General features: G+C 69.6%; 12 protein-coding genes and 3 pseudogenes. 5 read left to right on the plus strand and 10 right to left on the minus strand.

Annotated features, from left to right (window positions below; genetic code table 11):
- Positions 1-22: 22 nt before the first annotated feature.
- The 3 genes from ABT006_RS31795 to ABT006_RS31805 all read right to left on the minus strand — a co-directional run bounded on the left by ABT006_RS31795 (position 23) and on the right by ABT006_RS31805 (position 4,595).
- Positions 23-2,074 (minus strand): sialate O-acetylesterase, encoded by a 2,052-nt coding sequence (locus ABT006_RS31795; RefSeq protein WP_350712172.1) that lies wholly within the window; start codon positions 2,072-2,074, stop codon positions 23-25.
- A 350-nt stretch (positions 2,075-2,424) separates the two neighbouring features.
- Positions 2,425-3,612: a DNA polymerase IV gene (dinB, locus tag ABT006_RS31800; RefSeq protein ID WP_350712173.1), complete on the minus strand. Its 1,188-nt coding sequence runs from the start codon at positions 3,610-3,612 to the stop codon at positions 2,425-2,427.
- The gene (locus tag ABT006_RS31805; protein ID WP_350712174.1) at positions 3,516-4,595 is read right to left on the minus strand and encodes an EamA family transporter; all 1,080 of its coding nucleotides are present in this window, start codon (positions 4,593-4,595) and stop codon (positions 3,516-3,518) included. Before ABT006_RS31805 ends, dinB begins: the two co-directional genes overlap by 97 nt.
- 69 nt (positions 4,596-4,664) lie before the next feature.
- Between ABT006_RS31805 and ABT006_RS31810 the strand changes: the two genes are divergently transcribed.
- Positions 4,665-5,546, plus strand: a complete 882-nt coding sequence (locus tag ABT006_RS31810) for a LysR family transcriptional regulator (protein WP_350712175.1) — start codon at positions 4,665-4,667, stop codon at positions 5,544-5,546.
- Between the two features lie 117 nt (positions 5,547-5,663).
- Here ABT006_RS31810 and ABT006_RS31815 read toward each other — a convergent pair whose 3' ends face one another.
- The 3 genes from ABT006_RS31815 to ABT006_RS31825 all read right to left on the minus strand — a co-directional run bounded on the left by ABT006_RS31815 (position 5,664) and on the right by ABT006_RS31825 (position 7,036).
- The gene (locus ABT006_RS31815) at positions 5,664-5,987 is read right to left on the minus strand and encodes a hypothetical protein (RefSeq protein ID WP_350712176.1); all 324 of its coding nucleotides are present in this window, start codon (positions 5,985-5,987) and stop codon (positions 5,664-5,666) included.
- A 68-nt stretch (positions 5,988-6,055) separates the two neighbouring features.
- Complete coding sequence (locus ABT006_RS31820; protein WP_350712177.1) at positions 6,056-6,580, minus strand: GNAT family N-acetyltransferase; 525 nt, start codon at positions 6,578-6,580, stop codon at positions 6,056-6,058.
- A 57-nt stretch (positions 6,581-6,637) separates the two neighbouring features.
- On the minus strand, positions 6,638-7,036 hold the full coding sequence (locus ABT006_RS31825; RefSeq protein WP_350712178.1) for a ribosomal maturation YjgA family protein: 399 nt from the start codon (positions 7,034-7,036) through the stop codon (positions 6,638-6,640).
- A 381-nt stretch (positions 7,037-7,417) separates the two neighbouring features.
- Between ABT006_RS31825 and ABT006_RS31830 the strand changes: the two genes are divergently transcribed.
- A complete protein-coding gene (locus ABT006_RS31830; protein ID WP_350712179.1) occupies positions 7,418-7,813 on the plus strand; it encodes a hypothetical protein in 396 nt (131 codons plus the stop codon).
- Between the two features lie 578 nt (positions 7,814-8,391).
- On the opposite strand, the gene ABT006_RS31835 is transcribed toward ABT006_RS31830, so the two are convergent.
- Entirely contained in the window at positions 8,392-9,711 is a 1,320-nt protein-coding gene (locus ABT006_RS31835; protein WP_350712180.1) for a M14 family metallopeptidase, read from the minus strand.
- Between the two features lie 286 nt (positions 9,712-9,997).
- Positions 9,998-11,878 carry a S8 family peptidase gene (locus ABT006_RS31840; protein ID WP_350712181.1) on the minus strand — a complete coding sequence of 627 codons (1,881 nt, stop codon included), beginning with the start codon at positions 11,876-11,878 and terminating at the stop codon, positions 9,998-10,000.
- A gap of 676 nt (positions 11,879-12,554) precedes the next feature.
- Here ABT006_RS31840 and ABT006_RS31845 point away from each other — a divergent pair.
- Together ABT006_RS31845 and ABT006_RS31850 are read left to right on the plus strand one after the other, a co-directional pair.
- The gene (locus ABT006_RS31845) at positions 12,555-14,051 is read left to right on the plus strand and encodes a M4 family metallopeptidase (RefSeq protein ID WP_350712182.1); all 1,497 of its coding nucleotides are present in this window, start codon (positions 12,555-12,557) and stop codon (positions 14,049-14,051) included.
- Between the two features lie 275 nt (positions 14,052-14,326).
- Positions 14,327-15,526, plus strand: a pseudogene (locus ABT006_RS31850) (S8 family peptidase); the annotation flags it as partial.
- 368 nt (positions 15,527-15,894) lie between these two features.
- On the opposite strand, the gene ABT006_RS31855 reads toward ABT006_RS31850, so the two are convergent.
- Positions 15,895-16,437, minus strand: coding sequence for a dihydrofolate reductase family protein (locus tag ABT006_RS31855; protein WP_350712183.1), 543 nt, complete (start codon positions 16,435-16,437; stop codon positions 15,895-15,897).
- 66 nt (positions 16,438-16,503) lie between these two features.
- Here ABT006_RS31855 and ABT006_RS35195 point away from each other — a divergent pair.
- Positions 16,504-16,636, plus strand: a pseudogene (locus ABT006_RS35195) (IS630 family transposase); the annotation flags it as partial.
- A 617-nt stretch (positions 16,637-17,253) separates the two neighbouring features.
- Here ABT006_RS35195 and ABT006_RS31860 read toward each other — a convergent pair.
- Positions 17,254-17,847 (minus strand): annotated as a pseudogene (locus ABT006_RS31860) (NF041680 family putative transposase); the annotation flags it as partial.

Consider the following 17,847-nt stretch of genomic DNA (forward strand, 5'->3'; position numbering starts at 1 on the left):
GCTGTCGGCTGCCGGCTGCCGGTCAGGCGATCGGCAGGTTGTGGAAGGTGAGCAGGCCGCTGCCCGTCGCGTTGACGATCCACGGGCCGGCGCGCAGGTGGCTCAGGTAACTCACCCCGGTCGCCCCGTCGGCCGGCGCGGAGAGCGTCAGCACCAGCCGACCGCCCGCCCGGTATTCGACGTCGGTGACCGTCGCCGTGCTGCCGTTGATCCGGAAGTCGGCGGCGACACCGGGGTCGACGACCAGCGGGTCGTCGCTGCGCAGCTGCACCGTCACCTCCGTTCGTGCCGGGTTGGAGAACGTCGCGCTACGCGGGTTGGGTGGTGCCACACCTTCGCTGGGGCCGTGGTAGAGGTCGCGGGCCACCACGGCGAACGTGTGGTCGCCCATCTCCCGGTAGCCCTGTTCCCAGGCGTAGTGGCACCCGTCGTGGCCGGACAGGCCGTTCGTGGACAGCAGGGTGACGCCGAGCGTGTCACCCATCTGCCGCTGCGCCTCCCGCAGCGCTCCCGTGGTGCTGTTGCCGCAGGGGGACGTGCGGACCTGGTAGACGAAGTACCGGGCGCCGTCGCCGGCGCGGGTGCCGATCTCGCTGCGCCAGTCGGTGAGCAGCGCGGTGAACCCGGAGACGTGGACGGCGGCGTTGTCGTTGTCGGACTCGCCCTGATACCAGAGCAGACCGCGCACGTCGGCCTGGACTCCGGCGGCGACCAGTCGTTGCCGCAGCCGTCCGTAGTTGGTGCTGATGGCGTCGGGGTCGGCGTCGTCGCGTTGGAAGAACGAGATGGGTCGGCCGCCGTGGCCACCGTTGACGAGGGCGACCGGGACACCGTAGGTGTCGACGATCCGGCGGGCCATACGAATGCCCCACTGGCCGACGGAACCGGGCTGGTTGGTGACCTCGCTGGCGGCGTAGTTCCAGCTGCGTTCCGCCGCGGACAGCACCGGATCCGCGGTGGGTGAGCCGTAGCTGCGGATGAACGGCGACTCCTCGCCGGCGGACGAACCCCGGTACACGGCGGAGACGGCGTTGGACTGGCCCTGGATGACGTAGACGTCCCCGGCCAGGACGCCCTCCCACAGGCCGGCCCGGCGGGTGACGCCGGCACCGAGCGCGCGTAGCTCGAACCGGTACTCGCGTAGCGCGGCGTCGATGCGGGGGCTGAAGGAGAAGTCGCGCCGGTCGGTGACCGCCGTGGTGTAGGTCCACTCGTCCTCGCCGCTTGTCACCGTCAGCTGTACCGCCTTGACCCGCGGATCGGTGACCGTCCCGGACACGGGCACCGTTGCCGCGTTCGAGGCGTCCCGTGGATACAGCTGGCGGTCCTGCGGGTGCCGGTCGAGGGCGAGCACGGCTGGCCGGGCGTACACGGTGAGCCGGCGCTGCGTGAAGGTGCCCGCGTTCCCCGCGAAGGTCCAGTCCGGGTGCCCGCTGGGCGCGGGGCCGATGCCGAGCGAGAGCGGCGCCCCGGAGGAGGTGAAGGTGTTGACCGCGAGCACCGTGCGGGGCGTCACGGACGACGGGCGGGTGGCGCCGACCTGGTGCACCTGGAAGGACCCGTACCCGCCGGACGGGTTGACGGTGTCGTCGGCGTCGTAGACGCTCGGCGAGGCACCGGCGATCTGGCGGGACCCTCCGCTGCTGTAGGTGTGGGGCCACATCTCCACGTGACCGGCCAGGTCGGTGCCGGTGGTGACGCCCGGGACGTTCGAGGCGACCTCCAGGTCGCTGACCCGCTGTCGGATGATCTCCCCGGCGCGGGTCGGCAGGCCGAGCCGGCCGGCGTCGGTGGTGAACGGCGCCATCGCCGTCCACACCCACTGCGGGCCCGCCGGAGTAGCCAGTTCCAGGCAGTATCCGACCCGGTCGAAGCCGGCGGCCACCTCGGCGGTGCGGTCGAAGGCGTACGGCGGCGTCTGGTTCAACCAGCTGGCCCGTTCGGGCAGGTCCAGCGCGAGGACGGGAGTGAAGTCGGCCATGCCGTCGACGTTGGCGGCGCACGAGGTGCCGTCGACCGGCCTGGAGCTGACAGGATCGGGTGCGGCGCCGGCGGCAGGCGGCTGCCCGAGCACCACTGCGACGGTGGACAGGAGGAGGCCTACTGCGGCGATGGCGGCACGGCGCGTGTCGCGTCTACGCCAGGAACGGGGTGGACGGGGCATGACTCGGACCTCCAGCAGGTCGGGTAGGTCGGGTCCGCCGGATCGGCGTGGGTCATGCCTAGCGATCAATATTCATCGACCGCAATGCGCATGCGATGAGCGGTGGGATCGCCGCGGCGGAAGCGCATGTCACGGCGATGAACGGGTGACCGGTTGCCGGGTGTCGCCGCCTCGCCTCGGCCAGATGCGAGACGACGACGGCGGTCACCGGCGACATCGGGGACCACCGTCACGACGACTGCTTGCTCCGCCGCCATCGATCAGTCCGGCAGCAGCGGCATCTCCAGGCCCGGCTCGCGGCCCAGCAGCGCCGCCCGGGTGAGCGCCGCCGACCCGAACCGGTCGCGCACCGCGTCCACCGCCGCGTCCAGGTCCGCCCCCGGGTCGCGGTCGAACGGCAGCGGCGGCTGCACGGGGGAGTCGTCCAGGTTGCCCACCGACACGCCGATCAGCGTCACGCCGCGCCGCTCGATCTCCGGCAGCGCCACCCGCAGCAGCGCCCGCGCCGCGCCGAGCAGCGGCGTCGTGTCGGCGGTCGCCTTGGCCACCGTGTGCGAGCGGGTCGCGCGGGTGTAGTCGCCGAACCGCAGTCGCAGCGTCACCGTCCGCCCCGCCCGCGCCGCCGCCCGCATCCGCCGGGTCACCCGGTCGACCAGGCCGGCGAGAATCGCCTCCAACTCGGCGGGGGAGTGTGGGACGGGACCCAGGGCGTGCTGCGCGCCCATCGACCCACGCCGGCGGCCGACCTGCACCGGCCGGGGGTCGCGGTTGTGCGCCAGGGCGTGCAGGTGCCGGCCGGCCCCCGCGCCGAGCAGCGAGACCAGCGTCGCCTCGCCGAGCCGGGCGACCTGCCCGACGGTGCGGATGCCCCGCTCGCGCAGCTTTCCCGCGGTCACCGGGCCGACACCCCACAGGCGCTCCACCGGCAGTGGGTGCAGGAAGGCCAGTTCCTCGTCCGGCGGCACGACCAGCAGGCCGTCGGGCTTCGCGACGCCGCTGGCCACCTTGGCGAGGAATTTCGTCCGGGCCACGCCGACGGTGATCGGCAGGCCGACCCGCGCGCGCACCTCCCGACGCAGCCGGGCGGCGATGTCGGCGGGCGGCCCGACCAGCCTCCGCAGGCCGCCGACGTCGAGGAACGCCTCGTCGATGGAGAGGCCCTCGACGACCGGGGTGGTCTGCCGGAAGATCTCGAACACGGCGCGGCTGGCCGCCGTGTAGGCCGCCATCCTCGGCGGCACGACGACGGCCTCCGGGCAGAGCCGGCGGGCCTGCCGGCCGCCCATCGCGCTGCGTACGCCCCGGGCCTTCGCCTCGTAGCTGCACGCCAGGACCACGCCGCCGCCGACGATCACCGGCCGGCCCCGCAGGCGCGGGTCGTCGCGCTGCTCGACCGACGCGTAGAACGCGTCCAGGTCGGCGTGCAGGATGCGGGCCTCGCGCGACACGAACACATGTTCGCACGGAACGGGTCGACATCGGCGCTGACCTGCCCGGACAGCGCCGGGCGGCCACCGCCACGACGGCGAGGCCGAGCGGCATGCGCGGTCTGGACGGCCAGGGCGTTGGCCGTCACGATGATGGCGATGCCGAGCCACTCGTGTGGTTCCAGGACCTGGCCGAGGAGGACGAGGCCGGCGAGCGCGGCCAGTACCGGGTGGATGCTCATGAACACGCCGAAGAAGCGGGCCGGCACGGTACGCAGCGCGACCAGGTCGGCGGCGTAGGGCACCACCGAGCTGAGGATGCCCGCACCGACGGCGTAGAGGATCGCGGTGCCGGCCAGTCGTCCCTGCGCGAGCAGGATGGCCGCGACCGGCAGGTAGAGCAGCGCGGACACCAGGGTCGCCGCTGCCGGTGCCTGCAACCCCGGCAGGCGGGCCCCGACGAGCCGGTTGAGCAGGATGTACGCCGCCCAGCACGCCGCCGCGAGCAGGCCGAGCCCCACTCCGAGGTGGTCGCTGGCCGGGCCCGGTAGGACCAGGACGTACACGCCGACGCAGGCGCCCGCCGCGCAGAGCAGGTCGAGCCGGGTTCGGGAACCGGCCAGGGCGACGGCGAGCGGGCCGAGGAACTCCAGGGTGACGGCCAGGCCGAGCCCGATCCGGTCGATCGCGGTGTAGAGGCTGAGGTTCATCGTGGCGAAGACCAGCCCGAGCAGCAGGGTCGGCCACCATTGGGCCCAGGTGAAGCGACGCAGGTTCGGGCGTACGGTCGGCAGTAGCACCGACGCCGCGACGAACTGCCGCACGGCGGCGACCCCGGCGGGCCCGAGGGTGGCGAACGCGTGCGCTCCCACGGCCGCCCCGACCTGGCTGCTCGCCGCGCTTGCGGTCATCGTGACGATCCCGCGCAGCAGCGGCCCACGGCCGTCGCCGGTCGGTTGGCGGGGGGCCTGAGCAGCAACTTCACCTGCCGTCTTCACGGTCATGACGGCAGTGTCGACCCGCGCCGACCGATACCAGAAATGCACCAGCCGCCGGAGTTATACGCTCGGCGTATGGATGTGCAGCTGCGTCAGCTCCGCACGCTCGTCGCGGTGGTCGACGCCGGAACCTTCACCGACGCGGCGGCCGTCCTGGGGGTCTCCCAAGCGGCGGTCTCGCGTTCCGTCAGCGCCCTGGAGGCGGCGCTCGGCGCTCGCCTGCTCCAGCGAACGACCCGGCACGTCTCGCTCACCGGCACCGGCACCCGCGTCGTCGCCGCCGCGCGCCGGGTGCTCGACGAGGTCGCCCACCTGCGACGGATCGTCGAGGAATCCCGCACCGAGCTGCGCGTCGGCTACGCCTGGGCGGCGCTGGGCAAACACACCAGACGACTGCAGAAGACCTGGGCCGCCGCCCACCCCCAGGTGCCGCTGGTGTTCGTCCAGTCCAACACCCCGACCGCCGGGCTCAGCGAGGGCACCGCCGACGTCGCCGTGATCCGCCGGCACCTGGCCGATCCCCGCTTCGACACCGCACTGCTCGGCGTGGAGACCCGCTACGCCGCCGTGGCCACCGACAACCCGCTGGCCCGGCGACGATCGGTACGCACCGCCGACCTGGCCAGATACCCCGTCGCCATCGACAGCCGAACCGGCACCACCACACCCGCCCTGTTCCAGCCGGGCGCCGAACCCGCGACCATCCGCACCACCCACGGCGTCGACGAGTGGCTCACCCTCATCGCCGCCGGCCAGGCGGTCGGCATCACCTCCGAGGCCACCGCCAACCAGAACCCCCGGCCCGGGGTGGCGTACCGCGCCGTCCGCGACGCCCAGCCGATACCGGTCTGGTTGGCCTGGTGGAAGGACGACCCACCCGCCCACCTCACCGAACTCGTCAACCTGGCCTGCGAAACCTACCGGGCGGTTCCACCCCGGCAGGACCGCCCCGCGTAGTGGAGGGCGCCGCCCACGACGAACGTCCCGAGCCCGCGCCCGCCAATCCCACCACCGGCGAAGACTCGACCACCACGCCAGCCGACAGGGCGAGTGACGTGGAGGCGTGCGGAGCTGTCAGGCGACGCGCGGGGCAGCGACGATCGGGAGCAGGCCGCGGGAGGCGGGCCGATCGATCTCGCCGGTCTGCTCCACGGCCGAGGCGGCACGGGGGCGGGCCGGTGCGGCGCCCTGCGCGGGCCCGTCCGGGGCGGGGGCGGTGATGTCGGTGAGCAGCGACAGCAGCCTCGGCAGGTCGGCGGCGGCCAGCCGGAAGGACCCCCGGCACACCGTGCCCGACCACAGGGACAGCACCACGGCGCCCCGCTCGGGATGCCAGCTCACCCGCATCGTCCGGTCGCTGCCGCGCAGGTCGGTGAACAGGTCACCGAAGCTCGGCATCGGTAACACCTCTCCCATCCGCCAATCATGCCCGACGATCGACAGGAGGCAAAGGCCGTCGGGGCCGCCTACAAGTCGTCGAAGGGGCGGGCGTAGGTGAACTCGCCCCGGATCGACGGCCGCCAGGCGCTCATCGGACGCGCCATGAAGTATTGCGGCCCCCACGGCTGCGGCGGGGTGACGCCGAGGTCGACGGCCGGGCCGAACCCGAAGCGGGGGTAGTAGTCGGGGTGGCCGAGGAGCACCACCAGCGGCTCGTCGAGCGCGTCGGCCGCGCCGAGCACCGCGTGCATCAGCGCGGAGCCGACCCCGCGCCGCTGCCAGGCCGGCAGCACGCCGAGCGGCCCCAGCCCCAGCGCGACCGGCTCGCCGGCCACCCGGCCCCGGGTGCACACCACGTGCCCCACGACCTGCCCGTCGTCGTCGGCCGCGACGAGGGAGAAGGCGGGCAGCCACCCGGCGTCCGCCCGCAGCGCGTCCACCAGCCCGGCCTCCACCGGTACGGCGTCCGGCTTGTCGGGATCGGCGAAGGCGGCCAGGTGCACCGCCCGGACGGCGTCGATGTCGGCGGGGGTCTCGCGTCTGATCAGCACCGTGCCACGATAGGCCGGGCGGGCCTCCCGGCGCCCCCGATTATCGGCGCCGACCGTTCAGTCCGCGCGCCGCCAGCGGGTGTGGCGCACGACCTGCGCCAGCGCCACCAGCGGCAGCACCCCGACGGGGTACCAGGCGAGATCGACCGGGTCGAACTGGACGCCGAGCACGAGCCGGGCCACCAGGCTGCGCGCCGACAGCGCCGCCGGGATGCCGGTCAGCTGCGACACCTCGACCGCCCAGCAGAAGGCGATCGCCACCGCGCCCGCCGGCAGCGGCGCCGTGCCCGGCCGGACGAACAGCACCCCGGCCCAGACCATGGACCCGTACAGGGCGGTGCCGGAGTGCTGTTCGAGGCCGCCGCCGGCGGTCGCGCGGATGACGAGGGCGACCGCGAGGAACACGGCCGCCGCCGCGAGCATCAGGATCCGGCACCGCCGAGGAGTGATCGACATTCCGGCGATGCTAGGCCGTGTCTCACCGGAGACATCGTGGCCACCCGCAGGGGCGACGAGGCGGCTCGACCTGGCCCTCGGCAGAAGGAATCGCCGGGCGGAGTCGAGCCGAGCTGGCCGATCACGCCCCTGGGCCGTTCGCGGGGTGGCTGGGCGCACGCGACCGGAGCGTTGCCGCAGCCTGGCAGTGTGGGGGGCACAAAGGGGGCACAAGACACTGTCAGACGTCGTCAGCCAGCCGTCAACGATGGCAGCCCGAGACGCCCGTGAGCAGGTGTCGCCGACCGTCCCCGCTGGTGGCGGGACAGCGGCTCTACGTTCCACTTCAACGTCTGATTCCGGCCGGTCGTTTCTGACCACAAGGTGCATTAGCCTGGCCCGGTGCCAAGCGGCGACGAGGACGACGAGCTGCTGCTCGGCGCACTGGAGTGTTACGAGCGCGCGGTGCGCCGGGTGGCGCAGGACTTCGCCCGGCGGGGTGCCGTCATCGAGCCGATGGGCGTGTACCTGGACGCCGTCGACGCCTTACACGTGCGCTTCGGCAGGCGGGGGCAGGCGCAGGAGGGCATCCTGGGCAGCCTGCCTCCAACCCGCGACCTGGAGTTGGCGGTCGTCGAGATGGCCGACCTGCTGCAGGAAAAGGAGTTCGATGAGGGCGACACCACCTGGCCGGGATGTCTGCCCGGCCACTCTCATCCTCCTACTGCGGCCCTCGTCTGCGGCGTTGCCTGCTGGCAGTGTCGGCGCAGCCACGCATCCGTCTTCCCGATCGGATAGCCAATCGGCACTACGGCAACCGATCAGTCACGACGCCCGCGGTTGTGGATGATCGGGTGGCCGATGCGGTGCCGGACAGCCATGGGTGACCATCTGAGTGACGATCGAGGAGCACGAGGCCGGACGCCGACGGACTACAGGGGACGGGAAAGTGGCACTCAAGAGCGTCCAACGGTGGCGCTCATCCGCGTTCACACCGAAGAGGTCACTGGCGATCCCGGTATCGCCCCACCAGCGGGATATTCGTATGACTCCGAAACCCCGAAACCAGCTCCATCCAAATAGGTCAGCCTCATGATCAAGACAACTTGATCATGAGGCTGATGCCCTTATGCATAGATTTCCAGGTCTCCCCGACAAGCAGCCGCCGTAGGGGAGGGGTTCGGTTCACTGACCTGGGTGAACATCACCGAGGTGCCACCGCCGTGGACAACGTCGATCGGGGACGTAGTCGGCTGAGGACGCGCTGTTCCCGTGGGCGAGGTCCCGCGGCATTGCCATATTCAGCCTCCGGGTGACGGCCGCTGGCGTTGGCTGACGAGCCCGTCCCGGTCTCGACGTGTCCGTCCAGTTGGTGGTCATGGCGTGCCGGCGGGGCAGTACTGCGCCTCCTTGCCGATCGCCCGGTACACGCAGTCCGCGTACTCCGAGAGGATCAGCATGGCCTCCCTGTTACGGGTGGTCTGCGGGGCGATCTGCTCGTCGGGCGGGTAGAAGTCACCACCGGTGCAGCACCAGATGGGGTAGAGCTCGAAGGTGTAGGAGAAGATGCCCTGGTCGTAGAACATCCAGTCGTTGAGAATGCCGTCGGCGATGTACAGGTCGCTGGCCTGTTTGGCGGTGTAGCCGTTGGTCGCGGCCATCTGGTTGCCGATGGTCTTGAACACGTTGTTCTGGTCCACCGACATGTCGGTGCCGGTGTCCGCCTTCTTGTACCCGTACGGCCACAGGATCAGTTCCGAGTACGAGTGGAGATCGACGTTGACCTTGATCTGCTGTACCCCGCCGACGCGGCGGCTCAGCACGAAGTCCCGCAGGTGCTGGGTTTCCGGCGCCGAGAACGGCGCCGCCCCACGGTAGGTCTCGGACGAGGTGGTGCTGCTGGAGCCGTTGCAGCAGCCCCACTGGTAGCCCCAGTTGCGGTTGAGGTCGGTGCCGATGTTCTTCCTCGACGACCCATTGGGCTGTCGGTTCTTGCGCCACATCTGGTACGTGCCGGACGCGACATCGTATTCGGCACCGTCCGGGTTGATCATCGGGATGATCCAGAACTCGCGGCTGTTCACAAGGCCGGTGATCCGCGAGTCGCTGCCGTACGAGTCGGTGAACAGATTCGCCAGGTAGAGCGCCTGCTCCACGGTGAGGTGCTCCCGGGCGTGCTGGTTCGCGTTGAACAGCACCTCCGGCTCGTTCTCGTCCGTGCCGACGTTGTCGGAGATCTTCAGGCCGTAGATCGCCCGGCCCTCGTACGAGTTGCCGATGGTGAACTTCGAGGCGATCGCCGGGTGGTCCGCCACGATCTTGTTGATCTCAGCGTTGGTCTCGGCGTAGTTGTGGTACAGCGAGTCGCCCGACGGGAAGTCGAACGCGTTGACCCCGTCCGGCGCGACCCGCGCCGGGGCGGTCAGCCGGGTCGCCGTGAAGCCGAGCTTGGTGATCTGCTTGACCTCGGCCAGGGTCGCGGTGATGTAGACCCTGCCGTGCTCGATCGAGTCGATCGCGGCACCGGTCCGGGCCACCGCGTCGGCGTCGTTGAAGGTCCGGGGGCCGGACACGACGTACTGCGCCGAGTCGGAGCTGGACGGCTCCAGCAGCGGCGCGCTCGACGCCGGGCCGGCTAGGACGGCGGCCGCACCGACGGCGAGCACGGTGATGAGGGTTGCGACATACCGTCGCATGAGAGCCTCCTTGAGGGGGGAAGGTGTGGGCACAGCTCACGTGGAGTTGAGCGGTGCGGGTGCCGGGCCGAACGCGTAACTGGTGGGCGACATGTGACGGCGTCCACGCTTTGCCGGCCGCGGGGAAGGTCTCCGGTCGCGGTGGTCGGGAACCGTGGATCCGTTGCGTTGGCTGCCTGTGGTTTGGGTCGTGTTGCGGGTGGCGCGGTGCTGGTGGGCGGGGTGCTTTGGCAGCATCGCCTCGCCCACCAGCGCTGTGCGGCTTACCGGTGGTTATTCACCTCGGTCAGGTGCCGAGGTTGAGGGTCCAGCTGTCGATGTAGCCGGTGGTGCCTTGAGCCGCGGCGTCACGCGCGGTCAGCTTCCAGGTGCCGTTCGCGGTCTGGCCCGCCAGATTGACGGTGTAGACCTTGTCGATGTTGACGCCGGATACACCTGAGCGGTTGTGCAGGACGTATGAGGTGCGGTTCGGCGAGACCAGGGTGACGATCAGGTCACTGATGTAACCGTGCTTGATATGCACCTCGACCGTGCTCGACCCCACCGTCCCGGCGCAGCCGGAGACGGTGACCAGGCTCTCCTGGGCCTTCCTGCCGCCGTCGATGATCGCCACGTCGGTCCCGTTGGTTTGCGAGCAGCCGGGTGCCGCGTTCACGGTCAGGGTAAAAGTCGCGTTCTGTGTGTGGTAGGAGCCGGTACCCATGAGGGTGACCGGGTAGGTGCCCGGCGCGGTCGACGCCGAGGTCGTGATGGTCATCGTCGAGCTGCCGCCCGAGGTGACCGTCGCTGGGCTGAAGCTGGCCGTTGCCCCGGCGGGAAGGCCACCGGCTACCGCGAGGGTCACCGGGCCGGCGCTGCCGACCGTCGTGGTGGTGCTGACGGTTGCCGTGAGCGAGCCCCCGATGCCGGTGTTGCCGGAACCCGGGTTGACCGCCATGGAGAAGTCCTGCGAAGGCGGCTGAACGCTGCCGACGTAGAGCAGCCGGTTCGGTGACCCGGGGCCGGGGTCGGGGATCGCGTTGTAGGTGGCGGTGTTGACGACGAGCTTGTCGCGTACCTGTTGTGGGGTGAAACCCGGGTTCGCGGCCAGCACCAGCGCGGCCGCACCAGCCACGTGCGGCGCCGCCATCGACGTCCCGTTGACGGTATTGGTCGCGGTGTTCGAGCCGATCCACGCCGACGTGATCCCGCTGCCCGGCGCGAAAATGTCCACGCAGTACCCGTAGTTGGAGTACGACGCGCGCGTATCGGTGTTCGTAATCGCACCAACCGTGATCGCCGCCGGGACGTTGGCCGGGGAGAATGAGCAGGCGTCGGCGCTGCTGTTGGCGGCGGCGACGGCGAAGACCACGCCGTCGTTGATCGCACGCGCGACCGCGTCGTTCAGCCCCGCGTCGTACGGGCCGGCGAGGCTCATGTTCGCCACGGCGCGGGCACCGGCGGCGTGGTCGGCGGTGACCCAGTCGACGCCGGCGATGACGCCCGCGTAGGTGCCCGACCCGTTGCAGCCGATGACCCGCACCCCGACGAGCGTGACCCCCTTGGCGACGCCGTAAGAGGTGCCGCCGACGGTGCCGGCGACATGTGTGCCGTGACCGTGGCAGTCACTCGCGTCGTTGTCGTTGTCCTGGGTGTCGATGCCGGAGATGGCGCGGCCGCCGAAGTCGGTGTGGCTGAAGTTGATGCCGGTGTCGAGGATGTACGCCTTCACCCCCGACCCGTTGTTGGCGTAGGTGTAGGAGTTGTCGAGCGGCAGGGACCGTTGGTCGATGCGGTCCAGGCCCCACGACGCGGTGGGCGACTGGGTGCCCGCCACCGACACGGTGCGGTCCTGCTCCACGTACGCCACGGCCGGGTTCGCCGCGAGCCGGGCGGCAGCGGTCGCCGACATGTGCGCGGAGAAGCCACGCACCGCGTTGTGGTAGGTCCGCTTGACGGACCCGCCGTACCGGGCGGCGAGGCCCCCGGCGGTGGCGGCAACCGAGTTCGCGCCGACCGAGTCGTTCAGCATGACGATGTACGAACCGGCGACCGCCGCCGGGTCATTGGCGTACAGGATCTCGCCAACCGGCCCGGCCTGGGCGGCTTGAGCAGTGGCGGTGGTCGCGGTCACCACGGCGAGGGCCGCGGTGACCGCCAGTCTGGGCAGTAGACGCGTGAACGTCATTCTCACTCCTCGGGTGGGCGTGCCACACCGCCATGGATCAGGCAGCGGTGTGGCACGGCAAAGGGGGTTGACCAGCCGATCAGGCCCACCCTGCCCGGGGCGGAGACGTTCGGGAGGGGGGCGAGGATTCGCATCGGTCTCCTCTCCGCAAATCAGCAGGGTCGGCCGTACGGCCGATTCGCGGGCGGATCTCGTCCGGTGCTCGAAGGGTCGACCAGGCCATTCACCAGGTCAAGAGCATCGATGCCATCGCGGGACCTTCCCGCGGCACGTTCGGGCTGGTCAGCCTCATGAATACGGTGAATACGGCTCAGCCCGCCGGACCGATGTGCCGTTGATACCAACCGCCGTCACGCTGGCGTTCCTCACCTGTGGACGCGCTTCACCGCGAGAGGCCATCGAAGATCCTCTGCCAGAACAGGGCGCCAGCGTCACCTGCCTGAATAGGGCGGCTGAATACCGTTGAATACCACCCGTCGCCGAAAGCAGTCGAAAAATTCGGGCAGGTCGATAACGTCTCCCCCAATCGGCCATCACGGCGTGGAACCAACCGGCCGTTCACCGCGGGCGCAGTCCCACCACATCCAGGTGCCCAAGGGCGAAGCCTTCGGCCACGCCTACACCGAGATGCTCACCACCCGGAGGAACGCACATCCCTGTACCGGAAAGGAAGAAAATGCAATCAGGCAAACGTGCGCTGGCAGTCGGTGCCGTGCTCACCATCTGCGGTGTCGTCACCGCGTTCACCGCCCCCGCCCACGCCAAACCCGCCCCGGCGCACACTCCGGCGGCAGCACTGGCCAGCAAGGCGGCCTTCCTGCACGCCAGCGCGCACGACAAGTTCGTTCAGCGTTCGGTGACCGAGGCCGCTGGCCTGCGGTTCCTGGCGTACGACCGGACCTATAAGGGCCTCAAGGTCGTGGGCGGCGACTTCGTGCTCGTTGCCGATCGCAACGATCAGCTCATCGATGACTCGGTCGCGCAGGAGGCGAGCATCGGCGAGCTCTCGATCACGCCGAAGCTGAGCAAGCGGGCCGCCGAAGCGGTCGCCAAGAGCCAGCTGACGTCGGTGAGCAAAATCGAAGGCACGCAGCTGGTCGTCGACGTCATCGACGACACCGCCCGCCTTGCGTGGGAGTCCACGGTGACCGGGATCGGCGCCGAGGGCTACAGCAGCCTTACCGTCCAGGTGGACGCGCTGACCGGCGCGGTCCTGCACCGTCAGGAGCATGTCCACTACGGCACCGGCAACTCCGGCTGGAACGGCACCGTCCCGCTGAACACCACGGTTTCCGGCGGCACTTACAGCATGAACACGCCCGGTATCAGGAACATGCCGTGCCAGCAGTCCTACACCGACATCACCTGGACCGGGCCCGACGACGTGTGGGGCAACGGGATCGGCACCGACCTCGAGACCGGCTGCGTCGACGCCCTCTACGGCGCCCAGGGCATGATGCGGATGCTGTCACAGTGGCTCGGCCGCTCCGGCATGGACGGCACCGGCGGCGCCGTCCCGATCCGCGTCGGATTCCAGGGGCGCAACGCGTTCTACCAGCACGGTGTCCAGATCCAGATCGGATACAACACCGCCGGCCAGTGGATCGGCGACATCGACGTCGTCGCCCACGAGCTCGGCCACGGCGTCGACTACACCACCGGCGGCGACATCTCGACCATCGGCACGTCGGAGTTCGTCGCCGACGCCTTCGGCGCGGCCGCCGAGGCCTACCTGCTCGGCGCCACCGACTACCTCGTCGGTGACGTCGACCTGCGGGGCAACGGACTCCCGATCCGCAACATGTACAACCCGTCGCTGGTCAACAACGACCCCAACTGCTACGACGGCAAATTCTATGAGGAGCACAAGCACGCCGGTGTGGGCAACCACTGGTTCTACCTGCTCGCCGAGGGCTCCAACCCGACCAATGGCCAGCCGGTCAGCCCGACCTGCAACGGCAGCACCCTCCCCACCGGCGTCGGCATCCAGAACGCCATCAAGATTCTCTACACCGCGATGCTGATGAAGAACTCGAAGAGCTCGTACCTGACCTACCGCACCGGGACCCTCAAGGCCGCCAAGGCCCTCGACCCGACCTGCGCTTTGTACAACGCGACCAAGGCTGCGTGGAACGCGGTCGCCGTCCCGGCCCAGCGCGACCCCAACTGCTGAACACGCAATGGTGGGGTCGGCTCCGGTGTGGAGCCGCCCCACCAGCATCACCTGCCTGAATATGCCGCCTGAATACCGTTGAATACCGCTGGCGGTCACAAACACTTCAAAACCCGCCGGGATCGATAGTTCTCTTCCTAATGACCATCGCGGTGCGCCCTGCCGCGACGCCACCACCGTCCACGCGGACGCTAGAGAAGAGGAACCCCATGAGGACAGCCCGAGCCGGTCGGCGATCTGCTTGTAGGACATCCCCTTGGTCACCAGGCGCACCTATCGGTACGCGAAGCCGCTGGCTCGGCCTCACAGCCACCTTCGCGACGGTTGCCGCAGCGATTGCCTTCGGCACGCCCGCCCACTCAGCTCCCGCCGAAGGCACCATCCTGTCCGCCGGTAACGGCACCGCCGTGCGCGGCTCGTACATCGTCGTGCTGCGCGATTCAGCGGTCGCCCCCAGCGCGGTTCCCAGCCGGGCCAGGGGCCTGGCGAGCCGATACGGCGGAACCGTCGGGCACATCTACAGCGCGGCCCTGCGCGGCTTCGAGGTCAAGCTGCCCGAACGGGCGGCACGCCAGCTCGCCGCCCACCCCGACGTCGACTACGTCGAGCAGAACCAGACGGTGTCGCTCACGGACACGCAGACGCCCGTCCCCTCCTGGGGCCTCGACCGCATCGACCAGCGGGCACGCCCGCTGGACAACGCCTACACGTTCCCCACCAGCGCCGGCGCGGGAGTGAAGGCATACATCATCGACACCGGCATCAACCTCACCCACGTCGACTTCGGTGGCCGCGCGATCTCCGGCATCGACACCATCGACAACGACAACAACGCCACCGACTGCCACGGCCACGGCACCCACGTCGCCGGGACCGTCGGCGGCACCGCCCACGGCGTCGCCAAAGCGGTCACCCTGGTAGCGGTACGTGTCATGAGCTGCACCGGCGGCGGCACCACGGCAGGCATCATCGCCGGCATCGACTGGGTGACCAGTGACCACACCACGGACGCGGCCGTGGCGAACATCTCGCTGGGCGGCTCAACCAGCAAGCCGATGGATGCCGCGGTGACCAACTCCATCGCCGACGGGGTCACCTACGCGGTCGCCGCTGGCAACCTCTACGGCTCCGACGCCTGCGGCGGCTCCCCAGCCCGCACGCCCAACGCAATCACGGTCGGCTCCACCACCGACACCGATGCCCGGTCGGGCTTCTCGAACATCGGCAAGTGCCTGGACATCTTCGCGCCCGGCAGCAACATCACCTCAGCGGGGATCGGCTCGGACACCACGACCAGCGTCAAGAGCGGCACCTCGATGGCGTCTCCGCACGTCGCCGGTGCCGCAGCACTGGTCAAGGCGCTCAACCCGAGCTTCACCCCGCAGCAGGTACGCGACTACCTCGTCAACACCGCCACCCAGAACGTCGTGACCAACCCCGGCACGAACTCACCGAACCGGCTACTCTTCATCGGCTAGTGAATCGCGCGCCGACCATGACGGCTCTGGGAGTGCCGTATGCAGCCTTCCAGAGCGTCTGGGTCGCGTTTCCAGGCCTCCGAAGCCTCGGCAAAGCTGGGACAGCGGTGACCCGGTGCCATGAACCTTCGGCTCGGCACCCGGCAGCGACGGAGTCGCTCCTCGCAGATCGGCGAGGTCCAACATCAGCGCTTCGAAGTTGGGGCTGTCCGGGAACGGCTTGACCCGCCCGAACTCGTACCATCCCCACAACCGGTAGGCGCAGCATGTCGGGCGGCCTGACCAACACCGTCAACGTTTCTGGTCAGGGCACTAGACGTCAGGGTGTCCGCTGCGTGCTGGTGTCAACTGCTGGAGGGCTGCGCCTACTTTCGCACGCGGAACCGGAGCATTGTGACGGCGCCCGACTGGGTGTTGCTGAAAGGTTCCAGGTCGATCCTGTCGAGGCTTGGGGGCGAGAAGCGGACGCCGTCGCCGAGCAGCACCGGTAGGACATACACCAGGATCTCGTCGACGAGCCCGCGCTGCAGGCACTGGGCGGCCACGTCAGCGCCGAGAATCTCCAGGTTCTTGCCGCCCGCGGCGCTGCGTGCCGTGGCAACGGCTTCCTCGATGTCACAGGTGAGGAACGTGACGGTAGGGTCCGGCTCGCCGGGAGGCTCGTGGGTGAGGACGAACTGTCCTCCCCCGTCGTAGGGGGTGTCCTGGTCGGCCATACGCTTGGCGACCTCGTACGTGCCCCGGCCGATGAGCATGGCACCCGTGGCCGCCATAACCTCTGGGAACGTATCCGCAGTCAGGTACTCGAAGATCCAGTCCATCGCGTGGCCAGGACCGGCGATGAACCCGTCCAGCGACATCGCCCTGTTCACGACCACTTTGCCGGTGCCGATGCTCACATCGCTCATGCGTCTTCTCCGAGGATTTTGGGGGCCCGGGGCCGAATCATAGTCCGGTGGGGAGGGCGACGGTGGGAGTTGCACGCGTATCTGCGGTGGCTCAACGCGAACAACCGGCATCCGGATGTGCTGGTCGCGCAGCGTCGGGAACGTGCCGGGGTACGGAGTGAACGACACGTGGGGTCGTCCCCAGTCCCGGACTGCGTGACCAACCCGGTGATCGATTGTGGTCACCGCACCGGTGAGCAGCCCTGGCAGCTTGAGACGCCGTGTGATCAGGTGTCGAACGCTGTTCCCGCTGGTGAGCCGATCACGGCTCGCAGTTCCGCTCCAACGTCTGACTACCGGATGGCCCCAGGGACCGGTGGGATCGACTTTCCGAGCCAGGAGCGCGAAGCGGCGAGAGCACTCGACGCTCTCGTCCAAGTGCAGGCCGGTGACCGGCGATTCACCCAAGGGCGGTGTGTCCATGCGGACCACGAAACGTGTGCGACCCAACTGTCCCACAGTCCCACGAGGTTTTCGTCCCGCATGCGCAGCATGATCCCAGCAAATCCACGCGCCCTTCCTTCTTCTCCCTGGGCTTGATCGGACTGTCCGTCAAGGAGGGGTGGGTGACTGTTGGGTGACGACGGGCGCGAGTGGCGGTGGACATCCACGGACGTTCGTGGACCGCTTCCACAGTTCGGCCTTGTCGCGCCGATGGGTGTTGTTGCGGTTGCGGTCGCGGGGCTGGGGCGCCGATGGCGATGAACAGGCGGGTGCTGGCGTCGATGTCGATCTGGTTCACCGGCCGCCGCCGCGGCGCCGGGACTAACTTGATCTTTAACCTGTTTGGCTTGGGCGTGGTTTGCGGGTCGTCTTCGGTTTCGTTTTCGCCTTGCCTGTCGAGGTGCTGGTCGCGCCGGAAGCGGTGTGGACGTCGTGGCGTGGGGTGGGGTGGCTGTTGCGGCGGCCGATTGGCCGCCCTGGTCCTGGCCGGGATGATTTCGGTGCGCTGGCCGGGCAGGTGGCTTTGGCGCGGAGGTGCCGAAATCCTCGGCGGACGCGGGCGGGTGACAGACGCTGTGGTGGTGCCGGTTTTTCCCAGGGCCGGCGCAGATCGACGGCCAGGGCGCGGGCCAGACGCAGCTGCGTGTAGGCGGCCAGGATCAGCCAGGTCCATCGGTCGGCGGCCTGCGGGGTGCGGATCTTCGGGCAGGTCCAGCCGAGGGTCTGCTTGAACAGGCGGAACGTGTGCTCGATGTCGAAGCGGCGCAGGAACGTCTGCCAGAGCCGATCGACATCGTCGGCGGTGGCGTCGACGCCGGACCACCACAGCCACACCGGCTTCGGGGTCGCGCCGCTGGGCAGGTGCTCGACCTCCAGGCGGATGACCGTTCCCTCGATGACCGGTAACACCTTGGCCGCGTCGACCCA

Origin of the sequence: Micromonospora sp. NPDC002717 (assembly GCF_040295705.1) — a bacterium.
In the GTDB taxonomy this organism is placed as follows: Bacteria; Actinomycetota; Actinomycetes; order Mycobacteriales; family Micromonosporaceae; genus Micromonospora.